Annotated in this window: 17 protein-coding genes; 2 read left to right on the top strand and 15 right to left on the bottom strand. The window is 32.4% G+C overall.

Going from position 1 to position 26,054, the window contains the following annotated elements; translation table 11 throughout:
- Positions 1-28 precede the first annotated feature (28 nt).
- From KPL50_RS07755 to KPL50_RS07775, 5 genes are all read right to left on the bottom strand, one after another.
- Positions 29-1,087: an HD-GYP domain-containing protein gene (locus KPL50_RS07755; protein WP_216297894.1), complete on the bottom strand. Its 1,059-nt coding sequence runs from the start codon at positions 1,085-1,087 to the stop codon at positions 29-31.
- A gap of 14 nt (positions 1,088-1,101) precedes the next feature.
- A complete protein-coding gene (locus KPL50_RS07760; protein ID WP_216297895.1) occupies positions 1,102-1,500 on the bottom strand; it encodes a DUF6762 family protein in 399 nt (132 codons plus the stop codon).
- Positions 1,501-1,515: 15 nt separating this feature from the next.
- Positions 1,516-1,932: a Fur family transcriptional regulator gene (locus KPL50_RS07765; RefSeq protein WP_216297896.1), complete on the bottom strand. Its 417-nt coding sequence runs from the start codon at positions 1,930-1,932 to the stop codon at positions 1,516-1,518.
- Positions 1,933-2,222: 290 nt separating this feature from the next.
- Positions 2,223-3,683 (bottom strand): aminoacyl-histidine dipeptidase, encoded by a 1,461-nt coding sequence (locus KPL50_RS07770; RefSeq protein WP_216297897.1) that lies wholly within the window; start codon positions 3,681-3,683, stop codon positions 2,223-2,225.
- A 17-nt stretch (positions 3,684-3,700) separates the two neighbouring features.
- Complete coding sequence (locus KPL50_RS07775) at positions 3,701-4,249, bottom strand: manganese efflux pump (RefSeq protein WP_216297898.1); 549 nt, start codon at positions 4,247-4,249, stop codon at positions 3,701-3,703.
- A 223-nt stretch (positions 4,250-4,472) separates the two neighbouring features.
- On the opposite strand from KPL50_RS07775, the gene KPL50_RS07780 reads away from it, so the two are divergent.
- Positions 4,473-5,414 (top strand): magnesium transporter CorA family protein, encoded by a 942-nt coding sequence (locus tag KPL50_RS07780; RefSeq protein ID WP_216297899.1) that lies wholly within the window; start codon positions 4,473-4,475, stop codon positions 5,412-5,414.
- 55 nt (positions 5,415-5,469) lie between these two features.
- Here the strand turns inward: KPL50_RS07780 and KPL50_RS26930 are convergent, their stop codons facing one another.
- The 8 genes from KPL50_RS26930 to KPL50_RS07805 all read right to left on the bottom strand — a co-directional run bounded on the left by KPL50_RS26930 (position 5,470) and on the right by KPL50_RS07805 (position 20,286).
- On the bottom strand, positions 5,470-5,703 hold the full coding sequence (locus tag KPL50_RS26930) for a hypothetical protein (protein WP_253200509.1): 234 nt from the start codon (positions 5,701-5,703) through the stop codon (positions 5,470-5,472).
- Positions 5,655-6,596, bottom strand: coding sequence for a methyl-accepting chemotaxis protein (locus KPL50_RS07785; protein ID WP_253200510.1), 942 nt, complete (start codon positions 6,594-6,596; stop codon positions 5,655-5,657). Before KPL50_RS07785 ends, KPL50_RS26930 begins: the two co-directional genes overlap by 49 nt.
- Complete coding sequence (locus KPL50_RS26935; RefSeq protein ID WP_253200511.1) at positions 6,593-6,784, bottom strand: MCP four helix bundle domain-containing protein; 192 nt, start codon at positions 6,782-6,784, stop codon at positions 6,593-6,595. Before KPL50_RS26935 ends, KPL50_RS07785 begins: the two co-directional genes overlap by 4 nt.
- A 207-nt stretch (positions 6,785-6,991) precedes the next feature.
- Positions 6,992-7,663 (bottom strand): hypothetical protein, encoded by a 672-nt coding sequence (locus KPL50_RS26940; protein ID WP_253200512.1) that lies wholly within the window; start codon positions 7,661-7,663, stop codon positions 6,992-6,994.
- Between the two features lie 194 nt (positions 7,664-7,857).
- Entirely contained in the window at positions 7,858-8,436 is a 579-nt protein-coding gene (locus KPL50_RS26945) for a hypothetical protein (protein WP_253200513.1), read from the bottom strand.
- A 451-nt stretch (positions 8,437-8,887) separates the two neighbouring features.
- Positions 8,888-15,094 (bottom strand): cell wall-binding repeat-containing protein, encoded by a 6,207-nt coding sequence (locus KPL50_RS07795; RefSeq protein WP_216297900.1) that lies wholly within the window; start codon positions 15,092-15,094, stop codon positions 8,888-8,890.
- 321 nt (positions 15,095-15,415) lie between these two features.
- Positions 15,416-17,239: a cell wall-binding repeat-containing protein gene (locus KPL50_RS07800; protein ID WP_216297901.1), complete on the bottom strand. Its 1,824-nt coding sequence runs from the start codon at positions 17,237-17,239 to the stop codon at positions 15,416-15,418.
- Between the two features lie 332 nt (positions 17,240-17,571).
- Positions 17,572-20,286, bottom strand: coding sequence for a UPF0182 family protein (locus tag KPL50_RS07805; RefSeq protein WP_216298023.1), 2,715 nt, complete (start codon positions 20,284-20,286; stop codon positions 17,572-17,574).
- Between the two features lie 300 nt (positions 20,287-20,586).
- On the opposite strand from KPL50_RS07805, the gene KPL50_RS07810 reads away from it, so the two are divergent.
- Positions 20,587-22,806, top strand: a complete 2,220-nt coding sequence (locus KPL50_RS07810; RefSeq protein ID WP_216297902.1) for a cell wall-binding repeat-containing protein — start codon at positions 20,587-20,589, stop codon at positions 22,804-22,806.
- Between the two features lie 227 nt (positions 22,807-23,033).
- Here KPL50_RS07810 and KPL50_RS07815 read toward each other — a convergent pair whose 3' ends face one another.
- Positions 23,034-23,864, bottom strand: coding sequence for an SLAP domain-containing protein (locus KPL50_RS07815; RefSeq protein ID WP_216297903.1), 831 nt, complete (start codon positions 23,862-23,864; stop codon positions 23,034-23,036).
- A gap of 239 nt (positions 23,865-24,103) precedes the next feature.
- Positions 24,104-26,014: a transglutaminase domain-containing protein gene (locus tag KPL50_RS07820; protein WP_216297904.1), complete on the bottom strand. Its 1,911-nt coding sequence runs from the start codon at positions 26,012-26,014 to the stop codon at positions 24,104-24,106.
- Positions 26,015-26,054 lie beyond the last annotated feature (40 nt).

Below are 26,054 nucleotides of genomic sequence, written 5' to 3' on the forward strand. Positions count from 1 at the left end.
CCACTCCCCCACGTGGGTGGCACTCTTTTCATATTATTGATTTCACTACAATATTTTGGTATTGTAGTAAATCTATTTCATAAAATTTAATAGGTTTCCTAGTCTCAGCTTCATAAAGCACCCTTAGTACAGGCCTATCAGGAAAATTCTTGTTTTGCTTAATCACATATCCTTCAATTCCGTTTGACAGCCTTAAGCAAACACCTAATGGAAATACTGAAAAGGTTTCTTTGAATTTTTGTACTACCTCTTCCTCAAAGGCATTTCCACATCCTGCTAGAATTAACTCATAAGCATCGCTAGGGTTAAATTTTTCTCTATAAGTTCTATCATTACTTACAGCATCATAAGCGTCACAAATACAAATTATTTTTGCAAACTTAGAAATTTCATTGCTAACAAGCCCAAAAGGATATCCGTTGCCATCAACCCTTTCATGGTGATGTTCCACTGCTTTTAAAACTTCAGTAGACATAGAAAAATTCTGTTCCAAAATATTTCTTCCATAAGTAGGGTGCTTCTTAATCTCTTCAAACTCTTCAGCTGTCAGTTTGCCTGGTTTAGTTATAATGTCTTTAGAAATTTGTGTTTTACCTATATCATGGAGGATTGCTCCAATGCTCAGTTCTTTTAATTCACTTTCCTTAAGATTCATTGACATTCCAAGAAAAATAGCCATAATTCCAGTATCTATAGAGTGAAGATAGGTATAATTATCATAAGTTTGAATATCGTACAAACTCTTATTTACATCACCCATCTCGATAATGTAATTAACTAAGTCCTCCACTACTGCTAAGGAATCCTTGGTACCTTTCTTATTTCCCGCAGTTACATTTTTCATTATCTTAGACATATTTTTCATGGTTATTGCTTTTAAATCACTTAACTTTTCATCTTCTATTGATATATCATCTAACCGAGCATCTTCTACGTATACATAAAAAACTCCTAAATCTTTTAGTTTTTCAATATATTGCTCCGTTAATTTAACTCCTGTTCTAAGCAAGATGCTTCCATCATTTGTAAATATATTTCGCCCTAAAATTTCATCAACCTTTACTCTATTAATAAATTCAAGTCTCATTGCAAGCTCCTATACTATTTGTATTCGTCTTCTTTTCCTTTGATTTTTTCAAAAACTTCCCTTAGTTCTTGCTTTATTAATTCACATATTTCAATTATAGCTTCACGAACAACCATATGTTCTTTTGAATAGTTGAACCTAACTACCCATGTTGGATTATACTCATCATCAATAGCCTCAATAGCATATCCTTTATTCTTAAAGGCTTCTTCATTAAAATAATCATAAATTGCTGAAAATTGCCACTCCTCCACATCATCATGGGTATCAAAAAACAAGTTTATGAGTTCTCCATAATAATTTAATTTTGTAACGAACTCCGCACCTTCAGAAGCTTCATAGCTTCCAATTTCCTTAATAAATTGATTAGTATCTTTATCTATTTCCATTAGTACCAATGAAGAAAATTGCATAAACCTCATCCTCTCTTATTTTTTACATTTACCACAATCCCTGCAAATTCCTTTTAAATAAACATGACTTTCTGTAAGCGTTATTCCGGTCTTTGCTTTTATTTGTTCTTCTATTTGTGGTATTGGGCAATCAATAACCATTTCCTTATGACATAAATCACACTGGATTATATGTTTATGAGGATTGGTAATTAGGGTATAGTTATACATATTGTTTCCCAAGTCAAATTTATTTAAAATTTTCTTACTTTCAAGCAAATCTAGAGTCCTATATACCGTGGACAAGTCTATTTTTATATTGTCCTTTGTAAGTATAGAATTTATGAGATTTGCATTTATAGCCTCACTACTTGCAAGTATTATTTCTAATATATTTATTCTTGGTTTAGTAACCTTAATATTATTCTCTTTTAAATATGAAATCACATTCATTTACATCACCTTACTACATTATTATAACAATTATAACAATTATAATATTACCTCAATCCTGCCCTCAATACAAGCAGTGCTTTAAATATTACCCTAAAATTTTATTTATAACCTTTGCTCTATTACATTAATACCAAAACAGTACAATATGATTTAGACCGAATATTGAAATAATTCTTTTCATAATATAGCTCCCATCTTACAAAAGGCTCCTACAAAAGTAGAAGCCTTTCTAAATCAACTAAAATGGTTTACCCACAAAAGTAGGTTTATCCACAAAAATGGATTAATTATTTGCTTTCCTTCAAAATTGCTACTAAGAAACTCCACATTCTATCAGTTGAAGATATACTTAGGTGCTCTTTAGGAGTGTGTACATCGTAAATGTTAGGTCCGAAAGATATTTGATCAATCTTACCTCCAAATTTTTCACTAATTAATCCACACTCAAGACCTGCATGTATAGCCGCTATTTCAGGCTTATTGCCATTTATATCATTATATACTTTTTCTAATATAGTCCTTATCTCAGAGTTTGGATTATATTGCCATTCTGGATAATCAGATTGAAATTCAATAGTTGCTCCTGTCATTTCTGCAAGTACTATAGTTTCATCACATATTGCTTTCTTCAAAGTCCTTACAGAACTTCTTACTGCAGAGTCAAATACTATCTCTTTATCAGATGTGGTAAGAACTCCTATATTGGTTGAACTTTGTACCAGGCCAGCAATAGCCATACTCATATTCTTAACTCCATTTGGAATGAGTAAAAGTATTTGAAGTGCTTTTGTTGCAGTCTCATCAGAAAAAGTTCTCTTTACTTTCTCGCTTAGTATTTCCATTGCTAAATTAACTTCTGGATCAGTTGAAGCTAGTTCATCTTTTAATATAGTATTCCACTGTGCTATTTTCTCAACAACTATTGCTTTATCATTTTCTCTAAACAATATAATAGTATCAGCTTCACGAGGAATTGCGTTATTTTTAGCTCCTCCATTTACAGCATTTATTTTAAAATCAATAACTGATTTTAAATCCATTAAGAAACGTCCCATAAGTTTTATAGCGTTTCCTCGTTCTTTATTGATTTCCATTCCAGAGTGGCCACCGTTTAAACCTATTAATTTAATTTCACCGTTTATAAAGCTTTTATCTGCTTCTTCCCAAGTTATTGGAAGTTTTATTTTTTCTCTTACTCCGCCAGCACAACTTACTAAAAGTTTGCCTTCTTCTTCTGAATCTATATTTATTAATATTCTTCCATCTAAATTTTTAGGGTCTATAGCCTGAGCTCCGCCCATACCTGTTTCTTCTTCAGTAGTTACTAATAATTCTAGTGGTGGATGAGGCATATCAGTAGACGCAAGCACTGCAAGACCATAGGCTACTGCAATACCATTGTCAGCACCTAAAGTAGTGCCATTCGCTCTTAAAAAATCTCCTTCTACAATAAACTCAATAGGATCCTTTTCAAAATCATGAACTGTTGCTGTATTTTTTTCGCAAACCATGTCCATATGTCCTTGAAGTATTATAACTTTAGATTTCTCATAACCAATAGTTCCTGGCTTTTTAATTATAACGTTTAGTGCTTTATCTTGTATTACCTTTAAATTGTGTTTTTTAGCAAAGCCTACTAACCAATCACTTATTGCTTTCTCGTTGCCAGATCCTCTTGGAATTTCATTCATCTCTTTAAAATATTTAAATGCCTCATATGAATTTAAACCTTTTAATTTTTCTAACATTTTCATCATCCTTTCTTTTAAAAAAACATCATCTTTAGCCCAAAAATTATTAAGATTATTCCCCCAATATAGTCTGCATATCGGCCTACAATTTCTATCTTTTTTAGATATCTAGAAACTATAAAGGCGAGTGTAGACATTATAAGAGTTATTCCCCCAATAAATAATGTATCTTTAAATAATATAACCTTTGTTATATTATTTAATACCGTAAATCCTACCACCATTGCATCTATACTTACAGACATTCCTAAAATAAAATACATCTTAGGTTTCAGAAGTGGACACTTTTCGCCCTTTTCAAAGCCGTCTTTAATCATAACCACTCCAACGAAAGATATAATAATACCTCCAATTATGCTTGGCAATATAGCTACGTATGTGTTGAAAAGGAATCCGGCATAAGCACCTATATATGAAAATAAAAATTGAAATAACCCAAAGGTAATAATAAAGGCCATCTTATTTACTAATTTAGTTTGACTGTTTAAGCCTATACATAAAGCTACTCCAAAAGCATCTAAAGACAGCGCTAAAGCAATTGTAAATAATGGGTATAGCTCCATAAATTCTCCCCCCAAAATAATCCTCTACAATATACTTAGTCTAATACCTTTATTATTATTCCAATTTTTTAATTCATCATGTATAGCTTTTCATATACCATTATCGATTATTCTGGCTTTCTTGTCAACTGTGGTTTAATAAAGTATTAATTTAATTATTAGTTGTGCATATTGCTTCTTATGGATTATAATATAAATGGACTTATACTAAGGAGGTGCTAATTTGCTTTCAATATATAGCAGTGAAGAAAATAGACAATTAACAAAACTAGAAAATATAGAACCAGGTTGCTGGATTAATATGATAGATCCGTCAAATGAAGAATTAATATTCGTATCTAAAAAGGCCAATGTACCTATGGATTTTTTAAAGGCTGCTTTAGATGAAGAGGAAACCTCTCGTATTGATATAGATGATTGCACCTTAATTATCGTGGATATTCCTTTTACTGATATGGATGATAACTCTTTAACATATGATACTTACCCTTTAGCTATGATACATACTGATAAAGTTATAATTACAGTCTGTTTAAAGAATAGCAAAATATTATCAGATTTCACTGAAAGAAAGATTGGCTCCTTCTTTACTTTTAAGCGTTCAAGATTCATGCTGCAAATTTTATATAGAATTGCAAACTATTATTTAATATACCTAAGACAAATTGATAAGAAGAGCTATATAGTAGAAAAGCAATTGCATAAATCTTTAAAGAATAAAGAGCTTCTTCAACTATTGGCCCTGGAAAAATCTCTTGTGTACTTTTCTACTTCTTTAAGGGGAAATGAAGTCACCTTAGAAAAAATGCTTAAACTAGACATTCTTGAAAAGTATGAAGATGATAATGACGTACTAGAGGATGTTATTATAGAAAACAGACAGGCAATAGAGATGTGTACTATTTATAGTAATATTTTAAGTGGTACTATGGGTGCCTATGCTTCTGTTATATCAAATAACCTTAATATAGTAATGAAATTACTAGCTGCCATTACTATAGTTATGGCTATACCTAATATGATTTCCGGGCTATTTGGTATGAATGTAACTGGAGTACCCTTCGGTACTACTGGTGTAGGCTTAGGCTTTTGGTATGTGGTTGCAATAGTTGGGCTTCTAGGTGTATTTGTTGTTTATTACTTAAATAAGAAAGATATGTTTTAACTAAACCACGCTTACAGTGTAAGCATGGTTTATTATTCTTTATAAATATGTTATTTTATATCTTAAATTTTTGTATTAAGGTATTCAATTCATCCGACAATTCTGCTTGTCTTTGTGCTGACCTCGCAACTTCTTTAATTGCAATAGTTGTTTCATCTACACCATTTAGTATTCCTTCTGAGCTTACCGCTGACTGCTCTGCTGTAGTAGATACGGTTTCAATTGCTAAGTTAGTTTGCTTTATAGCGCTAAGTATTTGGGTTGTACCACTTGCAATTTCTTCTGACATTGCTTTAACAAAGGCTGCTCTTGCTCATATTTTACTGCAGTTTCTAAAAATAATTCATAATCAGGATTCACATTGTTATCAATAAAAGCTAGTATATCTTGGGTGTTATTAGAAAGATTTTTGAAAGCACTATTTACTTGAATTATAACATTTTGTATATTTGAAACATTCTTTGATGATTGCTCTGCAAGTTTACGTATTTCATCCGCTACTACAGCAAAGCCTTTTCCCATTTCACCAGCTCTTGCTGACTCAATAGCTGCATTTAATGCTAAAAGATTTGTTTGAGCGGCAATATTTGCGATAGAATCAGCCATTACTTTAATTTCTTCAACAACTTTCCCATCCTCTATTGCTTTCAATATATTAGTTTGCTTTTCTTTATATATCTTTTTAGAAATATCTATTGCTCTTAACCCTTTATCTTTTATTTCTGCTGCGCGAGCCTGAATTTCATTAGAAGCTTTATCTCCCTCCTTTGCTTTGTTTGAAAGCTCAGTGGAATTTGAAGTTATCTCCTCAATTGATGCATTTACTTCTTCCGACGTTGCACTCAAATTTTTAGTACCAGATGCTATCTCTTTTGTAGCTTCATTAATATTATTTATTTTTGTGGAAATTCCCTCTATTGTTACGGAGATTTCTTCACTTGAACTACTCATATTGCTAGAGCTTGAGATTATTGTTGAAATAAGCTTTCGAGTGTTTTCAGCGGCTTTATTTAAAGCTTTAGATAATTTCCCAATTTCATCTTTTGAATTCAGATCTATCCTTTGGGTCAAATCACCACTTCCCATAGCATCCGCAAATGTTAAAACCTTATTTATCTGTTTTGATATTGAAGTTGATATCAAAACTCCAAGTACTACTGCAAAAATAAAACCAAATATCAAAAATTCTCCTTTAACTCCCCCACTTTTCTCAAATGCATTAAATTATCTTCATACATTAAAGTTGAATTTGTATTGATTTTTTTTATTTGTGACATCCCAATAAATCCGACAATTCCCATAACAAATGAAATTAACAAAAAACATAATATAAGTTTTTGTGCAATTTTAATATTTTTAAATATTTTCATAGAACTTTCCCCCACAATTTATATTTATGTTAGTCGTACTGAAACTACCACGCCTAAATGCATGGTGTTCTTAGGTACTAAATAACTTTCTTTAATATCACGAGTGACATTACCACTAATTATTTTCCCTAGCAATTTCACTACCAAGCAATCCGTTGACCACACTCGCGGTAGTATGCCGCCCGTTTCAAGACGTTTTATTTTATTCTAAATTCCTACACTACTTAAATTTTCTAATCCTTGCAATCTTACAATTTCTCTATTATGTAGCTCTAAAAACTTGTCAAAACCTTTGCTACAATTATCAAGATGTATGCAGCATAAATCTTCACTTACATTTTTAATTAAATATGCTGAATATATATCTCTTTGGACTTTGATTTGTTTGCCATTATACTCAAAATAATTCCACCTTTGAGATAACTTCTTTTTATTATATTGTTGGTTTAAGTGATTGTACTGCGAAGCTTTCACTTGCCTTGTATTAATTTCAATGTATTTTCCACCTTTAGCTTTTAACTTATTATCTAATATTTCTAAAAATTTACTAGGTGCTTTATTTGCTAATGATTTACCGAATCTCTTTTTCTTGTTGAATTTACCAGTTTTCTCATTAGTAGTTGTATTTTTAGCACGTTTTTGTAGCCCTCTAAAATTCATTTGTTCAACATAGACTACGTTGCATTTTTTTACTATTTCATTGGTCATTACATTATGATCTTGCTCTCTTAGGTCCTTTTGTTTCCTATATATGTCCTTAAGCTTATTCTTAGCTTTGATGTATTTCTTTGAATATTTCCATTCTAATTTAGCGCCTTTTTTAATCATACCATCTTCATTAAAATTATTAGGATTAGTGCTTCGTTTACTTCTATCCATGAATCTTTGTATTATTCGTTTTTCATTTTCAATATTTTGTACACGTGGAGCCAATTCATATAACTTAACATCATAATTAGAAACATAAGCTACCGTTTGCGTTCCTATGTCAATTCCGCAATTTCCACTACCTATATAATTTTGGATTTCTCTCGTCTCCTTGTTAAGCTTAGCAGGAACTATTCCCTCTAAAACTATTTGAAGTATATATTTATATTAAGCATTGTTTCAATCTCTAACCCAATCCATTTAAAGGTATTTGTGACCATATCATATCTTATCCCAGTACCATTAGATTTGCCTTCTAATGAATTTACCGGGTTATTCTGGCCTTTGAAATGAACTTGTTCACCCGTACCAAATAGATTTGTTTCTAAAGCTTTCCATACTCTTGATGCAACCTTCTGAGCAGTAAAACTATCTATATTGTCTTTAAATGTATGCTGCGTTAATTTTACATCTTCATGAAGTGAATATTCAGTTAGCCTAAATTCTTTGAGCATTTCATTTTTGATATAAAGATATGGAGCGCAAAGCTTATTAAGCTCTTTCTTATCGCATTTACTTTTATAATTATTTGATAATTCAGATTGATTATTTCTCCATTTTTTAGTTTTACTCATCTCATTATACCTATTTAAGGCTTTACCTAAAATTGAATTATAAATCTTCCTGCCAATTTCAAACCTTCTATCCAATATCTTTTCTTCAAATTTTTCTGTTTTAAGATTTAAATTTAATATGAATCGTTGCTTAGCTTCTTTTTTTGCCACTGAAGTCCACCTCGCATTCCATTAACATCTTGTTTTTGTTCTTACATGTTTTTTAATGCTTTCACTAATACAATAGTTATTAATAATATTTTTCTCATATACCTTGGACAATATACAAAATAATAGAGTTATTTTCATGTTTTATAAATGTTTTTATACACTTATTACTATTTATAATCATTGTCTTGAATATCTTCAAGTGCTATCTATCCCACACCTGAATGAGTGGACTTTCAGCACAAATTCTGTAAAATTAAAAAATGATTTTATCTTGAATACCTATTTTCATTCAACTAACCTAACAATCATGTAAATTATACCCTTTTATTATGTAGAACTTATAAAGATTATTTTCATTTTTCAACAAAATAAAATAATAAAGGGCTATCTCCCTAGAAATCACTTTCTATTTTGAGATAGTCCTTTATTATTTTATTATTCTTTATAAATTTTATTTTTGAATTAATGAGGTTGCTATATTATTACTTATTACCCCTTCTCCACCAAATAAAATTACATTTGTTATCTTTTGTTTAACTAATAACCCTTTCTGCTTACTTATATCCTTATTATCTACAAGTAGTACAGCTGAATTTTTCCTTGCAGCGAGTACCGATCCACTTAAAGCATCTGGAAAATCTTTTCCTGTTGCTACAGTTATAGTGCTACTTGATAAATTAAAGTAATCTACTATCATCATTGATGTTTCATATCTATCTTTTCCACCTAGTCTTACTATTTCTATATTGACATTAAGCTTTTTAATTTCGTTTTCGACATTAGTGCTAATCACTCCTGTTCCACCTATAAGATAAATAGTTGTTGGTTGTAAATTAGTTATATAACTGCGAACACCCGCAGTTAAGGTATCCATACCATTTAATAATACAGGGAGTCCCTTTATATTAGCTATACTTGATATGCTAAGTGCATCTGCAAAATCATTTCCAGTTGCTATAACCATACTAGTACCTTTAGTTATATTTAAATAATCAACAATTTTCTGATTTGTTTCATAACGATCTTTCCCGCCAAGTCTGATTATTTTATACCCTTGCACCGTTAGGTAATCTGCGATTTCACTACTAATGACGCCGGTACCACCTAATATATAGATGTTTTTGGTTTTGCTTAAGTTTGTAGTAATATACTCTAATACACTTTTGCTGTCACTAACAGTTTTATTAACTAATAAGAGTGGTGCATTATATTTATAAGCTAGTCCTGAACCAACTAAGGCATCAGCAAAACCACTTGCTGTAGCGAGTACTACTGCATCTGGTTTAGTAGTAGTATATTGCTCTTTAGCAATAGCAATTGAGGTTTCTATTCTGGTATCTCCAGATAATCTACTTACATATACTTCTAACTTTTGCATAATAGTAAAATCTGAGAAGTGAGTTGTGTTAAAGGTATATGCCATTTTTATTGAATCAAAGCTACCGCCCATATCAACCCATTTCTTAGAAGTAACATCAAAGTAAAAGGCTGATATTTTTGAAGTATCCATTCCTTTAATATCCTCATTACTAAGATTTATTGTTATTCCTACACTCTTACCACTTGCAAAATTATGAATATCACTAACTAAATTATTTTTACTATCATAAATTGACATAACAAAGGTGAAAACTTTGCCATTAGTCTTGCCACCTGTTGGAATATTAACCAACAATGCATTAGCATCTGTTGTAGCCATTATATTTTGTGAAACTTGTAGTGTTCCACCGCTACTTAAAAGGCTTGCATCTATTATACTTGTTGGAATACTTAAAGATGCTGCTTTAGTGTTTATCTTAAAGCTTCCTGTTCCAGTTCCAATAGCACTTGCTGGTATTTGTACTTGAATTTTGCTTTCAGCTTTTGGTTCATCAATTTTAATCACATTAACTTTGTTAATGTCTATCTTTGATGAATCCAAAGTAGCTACAACATTTGAGTTACTGTCTGTTTTGGTTACTACAGGTATTACCGTTTCTGGTGTTGTTACTACTGGTGTTGAACCGCCAGTGCTTATTGAAGTTGAACCGCCAGTGCTTACTGGTGCCACTATTATCTTCCAATTATTACTGTTTGTTGGAGAAATAGTTCCATTATCCTGTACATATTTAAACATCATGTTTCTAACCTGTCCATCATCTCCAAGAACCTTTGCAGAATCATAGAATGTAGCAGCTATTGTAGCTGGACTTCCAGGTACAAAGCCTGCAGCAGCCATGAATCCTCCACCACCATTGTATCTGTAGTTATTTATTGCAACTGTAAATGCATCTGAATCCTTAACTAATTTTCCGTTAAATTTTAGATTCTTTATTCTATTTCCAGATACTACACATCCATTTGAATCAAGTGTAGCTGCTGGCTCAGTTAAGTCAATATCATAACTTGCTCCATATAATTGGTCTAAGTTATAATCTGCTATATTTAATGCAGGATCTTTAACTATTGGATCTGCTGAACTTGATGTTTGTTTATAATATCTTACTGTATATTCCATCCAGTCCTTTATTTGTTTTCCATTCATCTTAACTCCATAAAGGAAATTTTCGTATACATATACTCCCATAATATCCTTAATAGTAATATCACCACCTGGGATATATGCTTTTAAACTTAGTGGAGCTGCTATTGAAAGCTGTGTTCCCGCTGCATCAGCCTGAACTTTGTTTATTAACTCCATTATTTCAGTTGGTTGTGTGATTTGTTTGTCACCTTTATATTCACCTTTAGATTGTCCAAGCACTGTTGCTGTATACTCTAATGTTTTAGCTTGATATGGTGCAATTAAACTTTTTATTGCAGGATCTTCAGCTATAGTGCTACCCATAGTTACGTTTTTAGTAGTTAATCCCGTAACTGTTCCAGTTGCATCAACAGCTATATCAATTTGTGATACCTTTTGTGCCCATTTACCTGGCTCTATTATTGGAACTATCTTTCCATCTGGATTTTTTAAAGTAGTATCAATTAAAGTACTATGTGCATGCCCCGCAACTATAGCATCTATTCCTCTTACCTCCGTGGCCAATGCCTTAGCCTGATTTTCAGGAATAATATCTGCTGCTCCTTCTTCTCCAGTATGTGCAGCTACTATTACAACATCTGCCCCTTCTGCTTTTACTATTGGTACCCATTTTTTAGCTTCATCTACTAAATCATTAAAATGTAATCCATCATAATGAGCTGGATCTTCCCAACTTGGTACAGTTTTTGTTGTAAGACCAAGTATTGCCACCTTAATTGTTTTACCATTAACAACAAAGGATTTAATCGTGTATGGTTCAACGAAATTTGTACCATCAGCTTTATAAATATTAGCTGATAACATATGAATGTTTTTTGCTTTTGCATCTGTTATTACTCTATTTAATGTTGGTAACCCATAATTAAATTCATGATTTCCAAGTGTCATTGTATCATAGCCCATTTCACCCATAACTGCTGCCATTGGATAAACTTTAGCTTTATCTATCATATTATAATAATAAACAAGTGGGGTTCCTTGAATAGTGTCTCCATTATCTATTAGCATAACATTTGGATTTGCTGCTCTCAAACCTTTAACATAAGTTGAAACCTTTGCAAGTCCTTGTCCAGTAGAAGGTTCTGCATTTGTTCCATAATCAAAGTTTAGAACATTTCCATGAACATCTGAAGTTGCTACTACTGAAATGGTTGCTCCATTTGGTGTTGGTATTGTTCCAGTTTTAACTACATCTGCTGCACTATCCACTGCAAGTTCTATAGTTGTACCATAGCAAGTAACTGCAGCTGTTACATCAGCAATATCGCCTACTGCAAGTCCAGCTACAACTGGCATTTTAAATACATTAATGATACCTGTTGAATCTTCTGCCATTGATGCAGCTGCATTGTCTATGCTTGTAAATTTTACATTTTTCACTTTAACTAATTGTCCTTGTATTGAATTTGTAACTTGATTTACTGTAACTTCTTTAGGTGTAACTGTATTACCAGTACTTACTTTTACTACATCAGTACTAGCAGTTGGCGTTACTTCTAGTAAGCCACTAAAAGTTGATAAGTTTCCTGTTACTGTTATTTTATCACCTTTTTTAGCTGTGAAAGTCGTTCCAGCTTTATTATACACACAAATTCCTGCAGTAGGAGCAGCTGCATTATCTTGCATAAATACATTGTTACCATTAACGGCAGAAACGTATCCAGTAAGTATAACTGCTGTTTTAAGTGTAGTTCTAGCTTCTAATATAGTCATTGCTACAGGAGCCACAACTTTCATTTGATTGTCTATTCTATTATTCATTACAACTGTCATTTTGTCTTTAGCTCTGACATCAGCATTTAAAGCATCTCTTACAGTGTAATGTGAATCAACTAAGCTAGTTACTATCTCTGGTACTAAGAACCCTGTAAAAGTGTCCCCGCCAGTTGCCACAAAATCTGGTGCATTTACTTTTAGTGTATCCGTATCTTCTACAATTGAACTATTTTCTTCCCTTACTACACTAATTACCCTTTGTCCTAGTACTTCTGGTGTTGTAATTGTCCCATCTTCAGCAACTACAGCTGCCTTATATGATGGTTTTGAAGAATCATATGTGAATTTAACTCCGGAAATTTGTATTCCTTTACCATCAGTTTGAACAGCTTGTTCAAGAATATATTTAAGCTGTGCTCCTGTCATAGTTGTTGTACAAATCGTGTTATCAAAAGGCATGATGTTGAATATAGTCCCAACAGTTATATCTCCTGCTACAATTGGGCTTAATCTAATTCCACCGTTATTCACCATGCCTACCTCTGCTGGTGACTTAGGATAGTTCTTTACAACATCTGCCATCCAATTTCCAAGTTGTGATTCGCCATAAGGTGAGTCTACTTGGTCTTTAGTTAGAGCTGAAGCATTAGTTCCAATCTTCTCATTAAATATTGGAAGTAATTTCTCACTTGCATCATCAACAATTTTCTTACATTCAGAATCTGTTGCTGTACCTACTGCGGTTGTTAATGCTTTATAATTTGAACCTCTAGGTGAGAAAGTAAGCGCTTTAGTAACAGCATCAACTGTAATTTTTAAATTTATATAGCCTTTACCTGTTGAATTTGCTATTAATGTAGGTACATCCTTACCATCTGCATCTTTATTTACAACATCAGCGATACTATGTGTATGTCCACCAAACACTGCATCTACTCCATGTAATTTATTAACCATAGTATTAAGTGAAGAACCACCGTCATGTACGTCTGCGAGTACTATGTCAATTTTATCTGCACCAGTTTTAGCTCTAAGCTCTGCTGCAACTGTATTAATTTCTGTAGCTGGATCTCTAAAATCAAAAGGAGCTACTAACGCTGGCATAATTATAGTTGGAGCTTCTTGAAGTATAGCCCCTATAACTGCTATTTTCACCCCATCCTTAGTAAATATCTTATAGGGCTCATAGGGTCTAGTATCTTTACCTTTGTCATACATGTTAGCACAAACAATACTATAACTTGCACCAATCATAGTTTCACTATTAATTACATCAAGGCCCCAATCAAATTCATGATTGCCCAGGGCTGTAACTTCCATTCCCATATTTGATAATACCTTTTGAACTGGAACCCCACGTAACACATTAGATACTGGTGTTCCTTGATACATGTCTCCTCCACCAATTATGAGTGTTCTATCTGGATTTGCAGCTTTTACATCTTTAACTACTTTTGCTAGTGCTGCTCCTACAGGTTTTGTATTTGTAGAATCTAAAAGTTGTCCATGAAAATCTGTAATTCCTACTATATCAAAGGTTTTATTTGTGGGTGGTGCATTAGCAGAAACAGTTACTACGCATAGTGATGTTTTAGCTTGATCTTCTGTTGTTACTGTTATTGTGGCAGTACCTTCAGCAACAGCTGTTATTGCTCCACCAGTTGTTACGGTTGCTACCGTGGTGTTATCTGAAGACCAACTTAAATTTTTATTTGTAGCATTAGTTGGAGCTATTGTGGCTACTAATGGTGATGCTTGTCCAACTCCTAGCGCTAGTGTAGCTTTATTTAAAGATACTGCGGTAACGGTTACATCCGTTGCAGCATCTGTATCTTGTAGGATTTTAATATCATCTATTGCCGCATTTCCTACTAACTTAGTAAGTGAAAATCTAACTTGTTTTATATTGCTTTGCAATGTATATGTTTGTATTCCTATTGTAGTTGCAGTTAATTGGATATCTTCTATATTACTCCAATCAGTACCATCACTTTGCTCAACTAATAATTTTGAAGTGCAAACGGATGGTGTGCCACCGCCTTGACCTTTAAGCCAGAAAGTAAGTGTTGCTGGTGCTGTTAAGTTAAAAACAGGAGAAGTAATCTGACTACCTGTAGTGGACTGTAACTTTATAGATGGGGATGCTACTCCAAAATTACCATTAGAGGTATATTGAAATATTGGGGAAGTACCTCCTGTAAAAATCCAACCTGTTGGTATAGTAGCTTCATCTAAAAATGTAGAAGATGTAGCAGGTGCAACAGGCGGTGCTGCTTTTACACTATCAAACCCTTCATTTATAACAGCGATTGTGTCCGCCTTTACATTTTCAGCTCCAATGATCCCACTAAAATTAAATAATACTAATGCTAATGACATTATCGAACTTAGTATCTTTTTCTGTTTCTTTTTAAACATCTAATTCCCTCCAATTTGATATTTTGATTCGTTTTAAATTAGCCTCCAAATAATTATAATTTATTTCTAAGGACACCCCCTTAAGCTCCTTACTAAAATTTAATTATTGTAATTAATTGTAACTTACTTGTAAATATTTTACAATACTTTTTTTAAATCAGTACGTCCAATTAATTAACATATTTTACTTAATATTGACAATTATACAACAAAAAAAAATGTACAAAAGCAAACAATGGGTGTCTGTTTTCATACATTTTTAAATTAAGTTTGGTTCTATTGTTTCTGTAGCATTTAAGTTACCTTCGCGGGGTTCTTGCGTTATTTGTTTGCCGCATCTACTGTCAATATTTCCTTAGCATCAACGTGACACTGATAAATAACTTCATGCCCCTTAGTTGTGGGATGAGGATCCAGATTGCCCGTGAATAAACTGAAATTTGTCAAAGGGTCTATTCCCTGGTAATCATGGAATGCAGTGTATACATCTGCCACTTTATAACCTGTATTTGGAATTCTTATTGTTGTATTTATTCCTTGTATTGCTTGATCAAATATATTATAAAGTGGATCTAGGTGATTTAAAGGGTTATATAAAGTTGTTACATAAACATCTGCATTTGGAGCCAACATCTTTATCATTCCGATTATATAAACCCAATCAGTACCAAATTGTTTCACACCTGACATTATTCCAGATGGAAGTTTGCTCAATGCTATAGTCAATTTCTGCTGATTATTAGGATTACTTATAGCCAATTCCAGATCACTAGCGAATGTAGCCGACGCTGGGTCAAGATTGAATGCAATGGCAAGTCCATTTATGACAGGTGATAGAAGATTATTCCCTCCAACACTTATTGTTATCACCTTAGCTTTGCTTACAGAATTTTTAGTAGTTGCATCATTCTGTAGCTTGCTTAAAAGATCGCTACTTTTGTCTCCTGATTTACCAAGGTTCATAAGCTTAATTCCGACATTTCCCGGAAAAGATTTTAAGTTATTATAGAAAAGATCAACATACCCATGATCCTTCTCTGCGCTCATTCCATAAGTAATAGAGTCTCCAAGCGCAATATAACTATCAGCTGGTATGACTATAGGTATTTCACTTATAATTGCAATTATCTTATCTGCAACTTTCGAAGATACTACAGCCTCTCCACCCAAAACAATTACCCTAGACCCAAACTTCACTTTTGATTTAAGATAATTACCTGTTACTTCAGGTAGAGTTTTATTTACGAGTACCATTGGCGATGATTCTTTTGCTGCTAATACAGACCCTGACAGGGCATCTGCAAATTCATCACCTTTTGGTCCATCCCCTACAGCTACAAAAATTTTATTAAAACTCAGTACACTTTCAAACTCCGCCATAATTAGTGTATTGGTATCAAACCTGTCTTTTCCTCCGATACGTGTTGATCCTGATAATAAATTCTTAACTCCATCTATGATTACTCCTGGGCCACCAATAATATATATTTTGTCAAATTTCTTGTTTAACATATATTGTTTTACTTTATCTGGAAGACTATTCTTTTGAGTAAGAATTATTGGCATTCCCATTTTTGATGCTACTGCCGATATGGACAATGCATCAGGGAAATTTTCTCCTGTTGCAAACACAATTTTACTGCTTGTACCAATTTTTTCTGCTATTTTTACTGATGTCTCATACCTGTCTAGTCCATATATACGTTCTATCTTTGTAATTCCTTCAATCTTTAGTGAATTTTCTATATTTGTGGATACTGCACCCGTTCCGCCAATTATGAATACACTTTCAACTCCGAGCCTCTTAAGTTCTAAAATCACATCTGAATTTAATGAGTCTTTTGGTGTCAAAAGTATAGGAGCCGAAAATTTATTAGCAAGCGGTCCTGCACACAGTGCATCTGCAAAATCATCCCCTCTTGCAATTACTGCATACTGCGATGCTGCCCATCCCTTCTTTGAAATTTCTACCGCTGTCTTGTACCTATCATTACCAGAAATTCTTTCCGCTAGTCCTAAATCAGTTGCAGAAACTTTTTCTCCTACTCCTAAATTAGTTGCAAAAACAGAAGTTACATTTGTTTGTGATAAAATTAAACACAATATAACCAATAGTGAAAATACTCTTTTAATATATCTATTCATTAACCTTTCCCCCTCATTTTTATATTATTCCTGCGTGCACCAATACACACAACTAATATTATATCCCTCATACCATTAATGTTCAAATAAGATATCCATATATACTTATAGCATGACATTAAAGCTGATGGAGATGGGGTTCCAAGTACAGTTGATGTAGCTTACCAATATAGTGCCCTCACGAGCACTATATTTTCATGTGTAAACATTCTATTTTTACGACAAAAAAACTACCCAAAATTTATACTTCTATAAATTTGAGTAGTTTCCTCTTCCCCTAACTGCGTGAATCCGTTTCGACACCTTTCGGGCCCCCCTCGAGGGTCTGCTTTTTATTCATTTAATTGTTTTAGTATAGTGCCAAGTTTCTTATTATATTCTCCATATTTTGTCCAATCTAGATTTCTTTGAGCTTCAAGCGCTTTTAAATATAAATCATTTGCCTGCTTAATTAGTTCGATTTTAGCTTGGATTAATGGCTCTGTAGTAGTTCCCGTTGCACCTGGAACTACTGCATCTGGCGCCTTATACATAAATATTTGCTGTAATCCAGTTTCAATATTATCAACCATCAGTAGCTTGTTGTCGTAAGATAATATTATTTTTTTCATTTCAGGAATACTATTTTTCCCACTAGCTCTTAGATATAGAGGTTCAATATAAAGAAGCGAATTCTTTATTGGTAAAATCACAGTGTCTCCATATTGTACTTTAGATCCTCCTGTATCCCACAAAGAAAGCTGTGCTGAAATTGTAGTATCCTGACTTACTCTCTGATTAAAAAGGTGCGGACTGTAAACTGTTTTTTCTGCTGGAAATTTATTTAGGAACAGTTTACCGTAGTTTCCCACGTCCATTCTAGCACCTAAAATTGCGGTCATATTATATTTTCCCTTTATGTTAAAATATTGTTGTAATATCATTTCTTCACTGTCAGTCCCTGGTAATTTCTGTATGATATATGGTGGAATAGTTGTTTTAACTTCACCCCCTACTACGTTTGCATTCTTAGAAACATCCCAAATATCCTCCCCACTATAAAAGACTCCAGGATCAGTTACATGATATTTCCCGAGTACTGCGCTTTGAATATTAAATATATCAGATGGATATCTAAAATGCTCCTTAAGGTCAGCTGAAATCTCTGACATATCCTTAAAAAACTTAGGATAAATTTTTGAGTAGGTTTGCACAATTGGATCAGTTGTATCCGCGATATAGTAATTTGTAGCCCCATCATACGCATCGATTACAACCTTAACTGAATTTCTAATATAGTTTATTCCATTTTGTGGCTGCGAGTACGGATATTTGTTCGATGTAGTGTAAGCATCAAGCATATAATATACTTTCCCTTCGCTTACAACAACATATGGATCTCGGTCATAAGTTAAAAATGGAGCTATAGTCTTTGCCCTTTCAACTATATTTCTATTAATGATAACTTTACTTGTGCTCTTAATATCCCTTGATAGTAGAAAATTTAGTTCCCCCTTATTTATTGCAAATAAAATTTTATTAATTAAATTCATTTTGATCCCGGCTTTTCCAGCATAATTTGTTACTTTATTAACCTCCCCTTGAGGATAATCAAATTCACTCACATTAGTATTTACTAATGCGTACTGATTTGTTTGTTCACCGAAATAAATTCTCGGATTAGTTAACTTAATATCTGTACTGTTTACAATTGGCATATCTTTAATTACAAAATCAGGCTGCCCCTCTGATGTAACAGCATTTACTTTACTCATTACAACACCAAAACCATGAGTATAAACCATGTGAGTATTTTGCCAAGTGTCTGGAGATAATAATTTTGAGTCTATTTCTCTTGCTGAAATAAATACCTGACTATATTTACCGTTTATTTTGTACCTATCTACGTCTATATCACTAAAGTTATAGTAATATCTTAATATTTGAACTTGATTATAAAATTCAAGCGCCTGCGCAGTTGAATTTATCCTAATGTTATCTACTGTCTTCTGATTATCTGAAATATCCTCTTTTTTCAAATCATTTTTTACATTAAAAGCTTTTGTAGTGATATCTGCTATATTAAAGGCTTTTCTTGTAAAATTAATATTATTTTGAATATATGGTTTTTCGAGTTGCTTTTCATTTGGCTTTACAATACTACTTTGAACTACTGCTCCTGATATTCCTCCTACAAAGCTTATCAAAACTATAGCACCAATTGAAATTATTATAGGCTTAAGCTTTGATTTTAAAACACTCATAAATATTACTACTGAAGCAATGATACAAGTTACAATCAATACTTTATAAAAAAGTAATGTTACATGAATATCCGTGTAACTTGCCCCATATGCAACCCCACTAGGACTATACACTAAACTTAATATTTTCACTAAGAATCCAAGTGCTAGGAAAAGTGCTATAAGTGAAGAGATAATTGCAATCTGCTTTCCTCCAAATATAATGAGTTCCTTTCCAAATTCTTTTGAGTCTGCAAAGCCATTTCGTATTTTTCCTGAATAAAAAATATCCTTTGATTTAAATACGAAGAAAATTATTACTTTAATAATAATTAAGAATACGAGTAGTGTCATTACAAGACTATATAAAGATTCAATTAACGGAAGTTTAAAAATATAAAAAGATACATCTATATTAAAAATAGGATCTTTCACATTAAAGCTAACTGCATTTATGAATTTAAGAACCATTTCCCAATATATAGATGCAAGAGCAAAGGCAAATACAAACGAACCAACTAAATTACAAGCGATAAAAATCTTTTTCTGGGTAGCCTCTTTCTTGGGATTTACCTCAACTACCTTTTTCATGTGGATGATACTCTTTCTTACGCCCTTATAGTATAACCATATACCAAAATAACCAAGGATAAAAATAGGTATCATAAGTTTTGACACAGAAAGTATATTTGTAAAGTATACTGAAAGGTACCCCACTTCTTTAAACCACTCAATATTAATAACAAATTGCACTATGTTTCCTAAAGAAAATAAACATAGAATGAGTATTGTAATTACAGAATATATGGCAAACTTCTTTTTGATTTTCATAAAATCCCCTCTTCATATTATTCAAATTTTAATCTATATACACATTATATCTTATATTACCCATATTTTGAAGTTAGTTTTATTAACTAGTAAAATTTCATACATTTGGGTAGTTTCCATCTCTGGCTTCCACCTAACTCCGTGTATTCGTTTCGACACACTTCGGTTTAACCTCGGGGGTTTTGTGGGAGCTGAAGGGTTGAACTTGTAAAATTTATTTCCTCTCAAGTAAATTTATGGTATGATTATCATGTTAATCTGCTAGTATTACAAAGTAGGGGGAGAATAAATTATATGTTAAAAAACAAACGACTTTTTTTAGGTGCTTTAATGGGTTTATTATTGTGTGGGGTGTTAAATATTACTCCTGTTTTTGCACAAGACACTAATCTAGAGGCTTCAAGACTATCAGGAACTAATAGGTATACAACTTCTGTGGCTATTAGTAAGTCAGGTTGGACAGAGTCTACCACAGTTATTATAGCAACGGGATTAGATTACGCAGATGCCTTAGCAGCATCATCCTTAGCAAAATCAAAGGATGCTCCAATACTATTAACAGAAAAGAATGCAATGAACCAAAATATCCTAACTGAAATAAAAAGATTAAAAGCTACTGAGGCTATTTTAATAGGTGGTGCTGGTGTTATAGGACCCGGAGTAGAAAGTCAGTTAAAAGGTTTAGAAATTACTATTACTCGAGTAGGTGGAACTGACAGGTACGATACTTCTAAAAAAATAGCGGAAACCGTGGGTGTAACCAATGGAATTATCATGGCAACAGGCTTTGACTTCCCAGATGCACTATCCATAGCTCCAATTTCAGGTATAAAGTCAATGCCTATTCTACTATCACCAAAAAATTCTATGAATTCAAATATAGAAGAGTTTGTTAAAGGGAAAAATATACCTGTTTCATATATAGTGGGAGGAACTGGTGTCATAGGTGAATCTGTAGCTTCAAGTGCACCTAACAGGAAGAGACTTGGTGGTGCTAATAGGTATGCCACTAACTTAATTATCAATGAAAATTTTCAAGAAGATTTAAACTTTGATACAATTTATTTGGCTACAGGAAATAATTTCCCAGATGCATTGGCTGGCTCAGTCTTAGCAGCTAAAAAAAATGCCCCCATATTTCTAACTGCTAAAGGTTCAATTTCTTTCAAGATTCTTAATATAATAAGAAACAAAGATGTAAAACATGTTGTAATTTTAGGTGGAACTGGTGTAGTTAGTAAAGATGTAGAAAATGTTATCACAAAACCATCACGTTTATTACAACAAGAACGTATATCAAAAGGTGGAGTAATTGGTACAGGTGGAAAAGGGGTAGTTGCATTAAGATTTGACGATTATCAAGATATATTTGGAAAAAAAATATATCCCCTGTTACTCTCTCGCGGTCTTCCCTCTAGTATGGCGTTAATATCACGGTTTAAAGCTTCGCATTATTGGGGTTCAGGTACAACTTGGGATCAAGTAAGGAATTGGAATAGAAATGGCGTTGAAATATGGAGTCATGGAACAGACCATAATGACTACAGCCCAAAAGGATATGCAGGATTATATAGTCAAATAGTAACCTCAAAAGCAGAAATAGAAGCACAAAATATAAAAGTTGCTGGTTGGGCACTCCCAGGAGTTACTCCTAAAACAAAGAATTTACCCTATGATGGGTTAATTAAACCAAGTGATTACAACGGCATAGTTGGAAATTTACTAATGCAAACTTACGCTATAACAGAAGCATATGCATATCCATATGATTCAGTAAGGACGCTGCCAACAAAAATATATCATGGGTTAAATCATTATACAGTTTCAGACGACTCAGGAACACTTCGAAAATCAAAAGAAGCTATAGATGTAGCTATTAAAAATAAGACTGGTATTGAATTCATGTGTCACGCAGGTAATTTAGATAAACCTCGTACTATGTCCTTGTCTGATTTTACGGCCTTACTTGATTATATCAAAACAAAATGGGATGATGGTTCAATTGAGGTTTTAACACCTTCTGGACTTTTCTTTGCAGATCCTAATAGTAGCAGTAGACTTCAACTAACTACCTCCCATAGTTTTGAAGGTTTAACCGTAAATAATCCTGGTGCATGGAGTGGGACAAGCCAATGGACTGGAAAGACAATTGAAAAAAGTGGAGGTAAAACGGGCGCAAATTTTTTACGAATAAATAGTAGTATTACTAATTCAGCCGTAACTCAAAAGATTACTTCCTTAGACAAATTAAAGGTTTCTGGAGAACAATTTGTGCTTGAAGGATGGTTTAGAGCAAATGGTGATGGAAATACAACCGGAATGGTACAAATAGACGATCCTAATAAGCCCAATGCACTGAAAATAATGAATAAAGTAGTAAGTAATGGTTCGACTTGGACAAAGGTAAGATTTGTTTTTTCTATACCTCCCAATACAAAAACTATAACAATATCTCTTTCTAGGCTTGCTGGAGTCGGTATCGATTGGGATGATATAATTATAAAAAAAATATAGTAATGGTAATATTCACATTTTAATGTTTCAGATATTCAAATTTTATATATCAACCGCCTTTGATAATACTTGTATTCTTTATACTATCTGCGGTGGATATGAGCATTCTTTATAGTAAATAAAAAAATCACGCAAATTTTTCCTGCGTGATTTTTGCTGTAAAAAGTCTATTTATTTCAAATTTCCTCTTTACTGACAGTCTCGAGCATATTTCATTTTTTAGCTTACTATGCTTTAAAGTATACTTTACAGTTATTTATATCATAATCTTTATTGACAATATAATCTTCTGTTATAATAAGTTCATAAATTTTGGCTTTATGCGGATTCACATTTACATTTTGAGTATCAAATATTCCTTTAGCAACTATTTCACCTTGTAAATCTTCTACTATTATTGGTAACTTTTCTAAATTTATAATTTTATCGCAACCATTACGAATTAGTACAACTATAGAAATAGAATTACCCATGCGTTTTTCTGTTTTAAACACCTCAATATTAACATCTCCAGCTTTTGTTAAAGGTAACTTACTTAAGAATTTTATAAAGCTACTTTTTAAATCATGGTCCATATTTTTCGGCACATCTTCAAGCTCAACCTTTACAGTACTTACAGCACTAATAGACTTTTCAAATTGTATTTTCCAATCATCCATTGGAATTGTATCAACAAATACGTTTATCTTATCAAAATAAATTTTATAGGGTCTTGCAGAAAAAGGAGGTAATACACCAAAATCCTGCATGTACATAATTTGCTTTGCTAGCAACTCGCCCTTTTTATTTATGATTACTAGTGGAACTTTGTCAAAGTTAATTTCCGTTGCCAATCCATTTCTTAAATAAACGCTGACCTCAATTTTTTCTCCCATATCAAAGGTATATATACCATTAATGGATACTTGTCCATCTTCTAATGCTGGAAGCTGCGCTAACTCTTCACTCAAAAATTCCTTTTGAAAATCAGACATAACCCCTTTATCATATTCATTAAGATGCAGCTCCATATTTACTTTTTCTTTTTCTGATATTATTACAGTATCATTTTCTTTCATACTAAATTCCTCCTAATAGGTTCAATCCTAATATTAATCGTCACAAATTACAGTTTATTATATCATATACACTTGAATTTTATAATAAATTCTCAATTTAATTGCCCATAATAAACTACGTTAAAACATGCAAATAGTTGCATCTCATTTTAAAGATTATTTTTCGCCCTTAATTTAAACAAAGAAATCGGTTTTAGCTCAGCTTTTATGCCATTGTCATATACTAGTGCGATGACCTATTAATTAATTCCAAATGTGAAATACCAACCATTTGTAATGCCATAACCATTCATGCTTAGAACTTTGTTACTAATATAAACGGCATATTGTTCACCAAGTTCAAATTTATTAATTGGTGATATACTTATAACTTTCCCATTACAAGATACCTTGAAATCAATCAATTCACCTTTAGAGTTTTTCATTGAGATGTTATCAGTAGTAACTGTTTTTGCATCAATTAATTGAGTAAATGTTACATTCCATACTTTTGCAATATCTTTACTTTCTAGGAATGGAGAATCTGATAAATTTTGAAACTTACTATGTGTTTTTTTATCTTCAATTTTAGTAGCTACTATTGATAACCTATCACTTAGCCTATTTGATACTTTTCCAAAATCCATTTCACTTAATGTTGTCATTAAATTCATTGCTGAGTTATACGTGCTGTAGCTTGTTTGTAATTCTGCTTTTTTAATAGTGTCAAGAATTTCTCCTAGTTTCTTTATTTTTTCATCATTTTGATTTTGAGCTACTACCTTGTCTAATATATTATCTAATGTTTCTAATAATGATATTTTTTCCGTCACTGAATCATCAAATTTATAAACTAAGTCCATTGCTTTTTTATAATTATCTAATGTAAGATTAATAGTTAGATTTTCCATAGCAGATTCAGCTATTTTAGTTGCATTACTACCTTTGTTGACTTCAATGGCACTTTGTACTACATCTAATCTAGCCATCAAGATTGTTTTATCAACACCATTTAATAAGGCATTTACTAAAACTCTTGCTGAGTCTAAATTAGTTTGTACTTTCGATGTTTCGGCATAAATCACTGCCTTTGTAGCCGTGTCTATTTCATTAATAGTTGCATCATCTATTATATACAACATTGTATTGGAATTTGTGGTCATCGTAGGAATACTGCTTGATTTACGGTAATAGTTTGATGAAATAGTCGTACTTGCAAAAGTTACACCGGTTTCGTAGCTAGTAGCAATGTGCTCTGATGGTAGAAGCGCTTTAGCGAAATATTTCATTAAAATATTATCCGGTACTGTTTTAGTTACTACGCCGTTAGTCGTAAATATTTCTGTTGGTTCAGCAATAGTCCATCCATAATCAGGCAAGTATATTTCTGCCCACATATGTTCTAAACCTGTTAAATCAACAGCCTTGTTGTTAATTGTATCTTCAATATTCCTAAATCCAATCACCGTTCTAGCAGGTATTCCACTTGCTCTACATAAAGCAACAAATAGCTGTGCATAATCTTGACATACTCCTTCTTTATAAACTAATCCGCTTAAAGCGCCATTGTTTGCATATTGTGAATTTATGTTATACGTCATATTTGTATTCACAAATCTAAATATTGCAAAAGCTTTATCAAAAGGATTAGAAATATTTTCAGTTAGCGCTTTAGCCTTTGCTTGTATTTCTGCATCCTTCACTTCTACACCAACATCTTCTCTTAAATAATCCATATAATTATTTAATTGACTATAATTAGAGGTAACTTGAGACTTATCTATATTATAATCAATTGTCCCTGTTGTAAAAGTTCTTTCAATAAATATAGAATGTGAGGCATTTGGAGCTGTGCGGTCTACGATAGTTGTTAACACATAAACGCCATTCGCATCTTTAGTTATTCTTCCTTCAGATATTTTAAAATTACTTACATTTGTTATATAAGGTGAATTTAAATCAGTTCCTAAATTTATAATAGCTTTCGTATTCAACAAATCCCCACTATCTCCATTTTTAGTATTGCTAATTGTATAAGTATCAACTAACTTGTAATTTTTCAGAAAATCTAATGTTGGATTTGTTACGCCAAAGGTTATAGCTTGTCTCCCGATAGTTAAAATTAATGTTATAGTTAACATTAATACTACTTTTGATATTTTTTTATTCATTTTCCCACCCCAATCAATTTTTTATTATATTTATTTATTT

Source organism: Clostridium sp. CF012 (assembly GCF_018861755.1).
In the GTDB taxonomy this organism is placed as follows: domain Bacteria; phylum Bacillota; class Clostridia; order Clostridiales; family Clostridiaceae; genus Clostridium_AD.

Excerpts from the sequence above, each read along its gene's own strand:
- KPL50_RS26940 (WP_253200512.1), bottom strand. The coding sequence starts at position 7,663 with ATGGATAGAAGTAAACGAAGCACTAATCCTAATAATTTTAATGAAGAT.
- KPL50_RS07765 (WP_216297896.1), bottom strand. The coding sequence starts at position 1,932 with ATGAATGTGATTTCATATTTAAAAGAGAATAATATTAAGGTTACTAAA.
- KPL50_RS26935 (WP_253200511.1), bottom strand. The coding sequence starts at position 6,784 with ATGAAAATATTTAAAAATATTAAAATTGCACAAAAACTTATATTATGT.
- KPL50_RS07815 (WP_216297903.1), bottom strand. The coding sequence starts at position 23,864 with ATGAAAGAAAATGATACTGTAATAATATCAGAAAAAGAAAAAGTAAAT.
- KPL50_RS07820 (WP_216297904.1), bottom strand. The coding sequence starts at position 26,014 with ATGAATAAAAAAATATCAAAAGTAGTATTAATGTTAACTATAACATTA.
- KPL50_RS07755 (WP_216297894.1), bottom strand. The coding sequence starts at position 1,087 with ATGAGACTTGAATTTATTAATAGAGTAAAGGTTGATGAAATTTTAGGG.
- KPL50_RS07795 (WP_216297900.1), bottom strand. The coding sequence starts at position 15,094 with ATGTTTAAAAAGAAACAGAAAAAGATACTAAGTTCGATAATGTCATTA.
- KPL50_RS26930 (WP_253200509.1), bottom strand. The coding sequence starts at position 5,703 with ATGTCAGAAGAAATTGCAAGTGGTACAACCCAAATACTTAGCGCTATA.
- KPL50_RS07760 (WP_216297895.1), bottom strand. The coding sequence starts at position 1,500 with ATGCAATTTTCTTCATTGGTACTAATGGAAATAGATAAAGATACTAAT.
- KPL50_RS07770 (WP_216297897.1), bottom strand. The coding sequence starts at position 3,683 with ATGTTAGAAAAATTAAAAGGTTTAAATTCATATGAGGCATTTAAATAT.
- KPL50_RS07775 (WP_216297898.1), bottom strand. The coding sequence starts at position 4,249 with ATGGAGCTATACCCATTATTTACAATTGCTTTAGCGCTGTCTTTAGAT.
- KPL50_RS07810 (WP_216297902.1), top strand. The coding sequence starts at position 20,587 with ATGTTAAAAAACAAACGACTTTTTTTAGGTGCTTTAATGGGTTTATTA.
- KPL50_RS07800 (WP_216297901.1), bottom strand. The coding sequence starts at position 17,239 with ATGAATAGATATATTAAAAGAGTATTTTCACTATTGGTTATATTGTGT.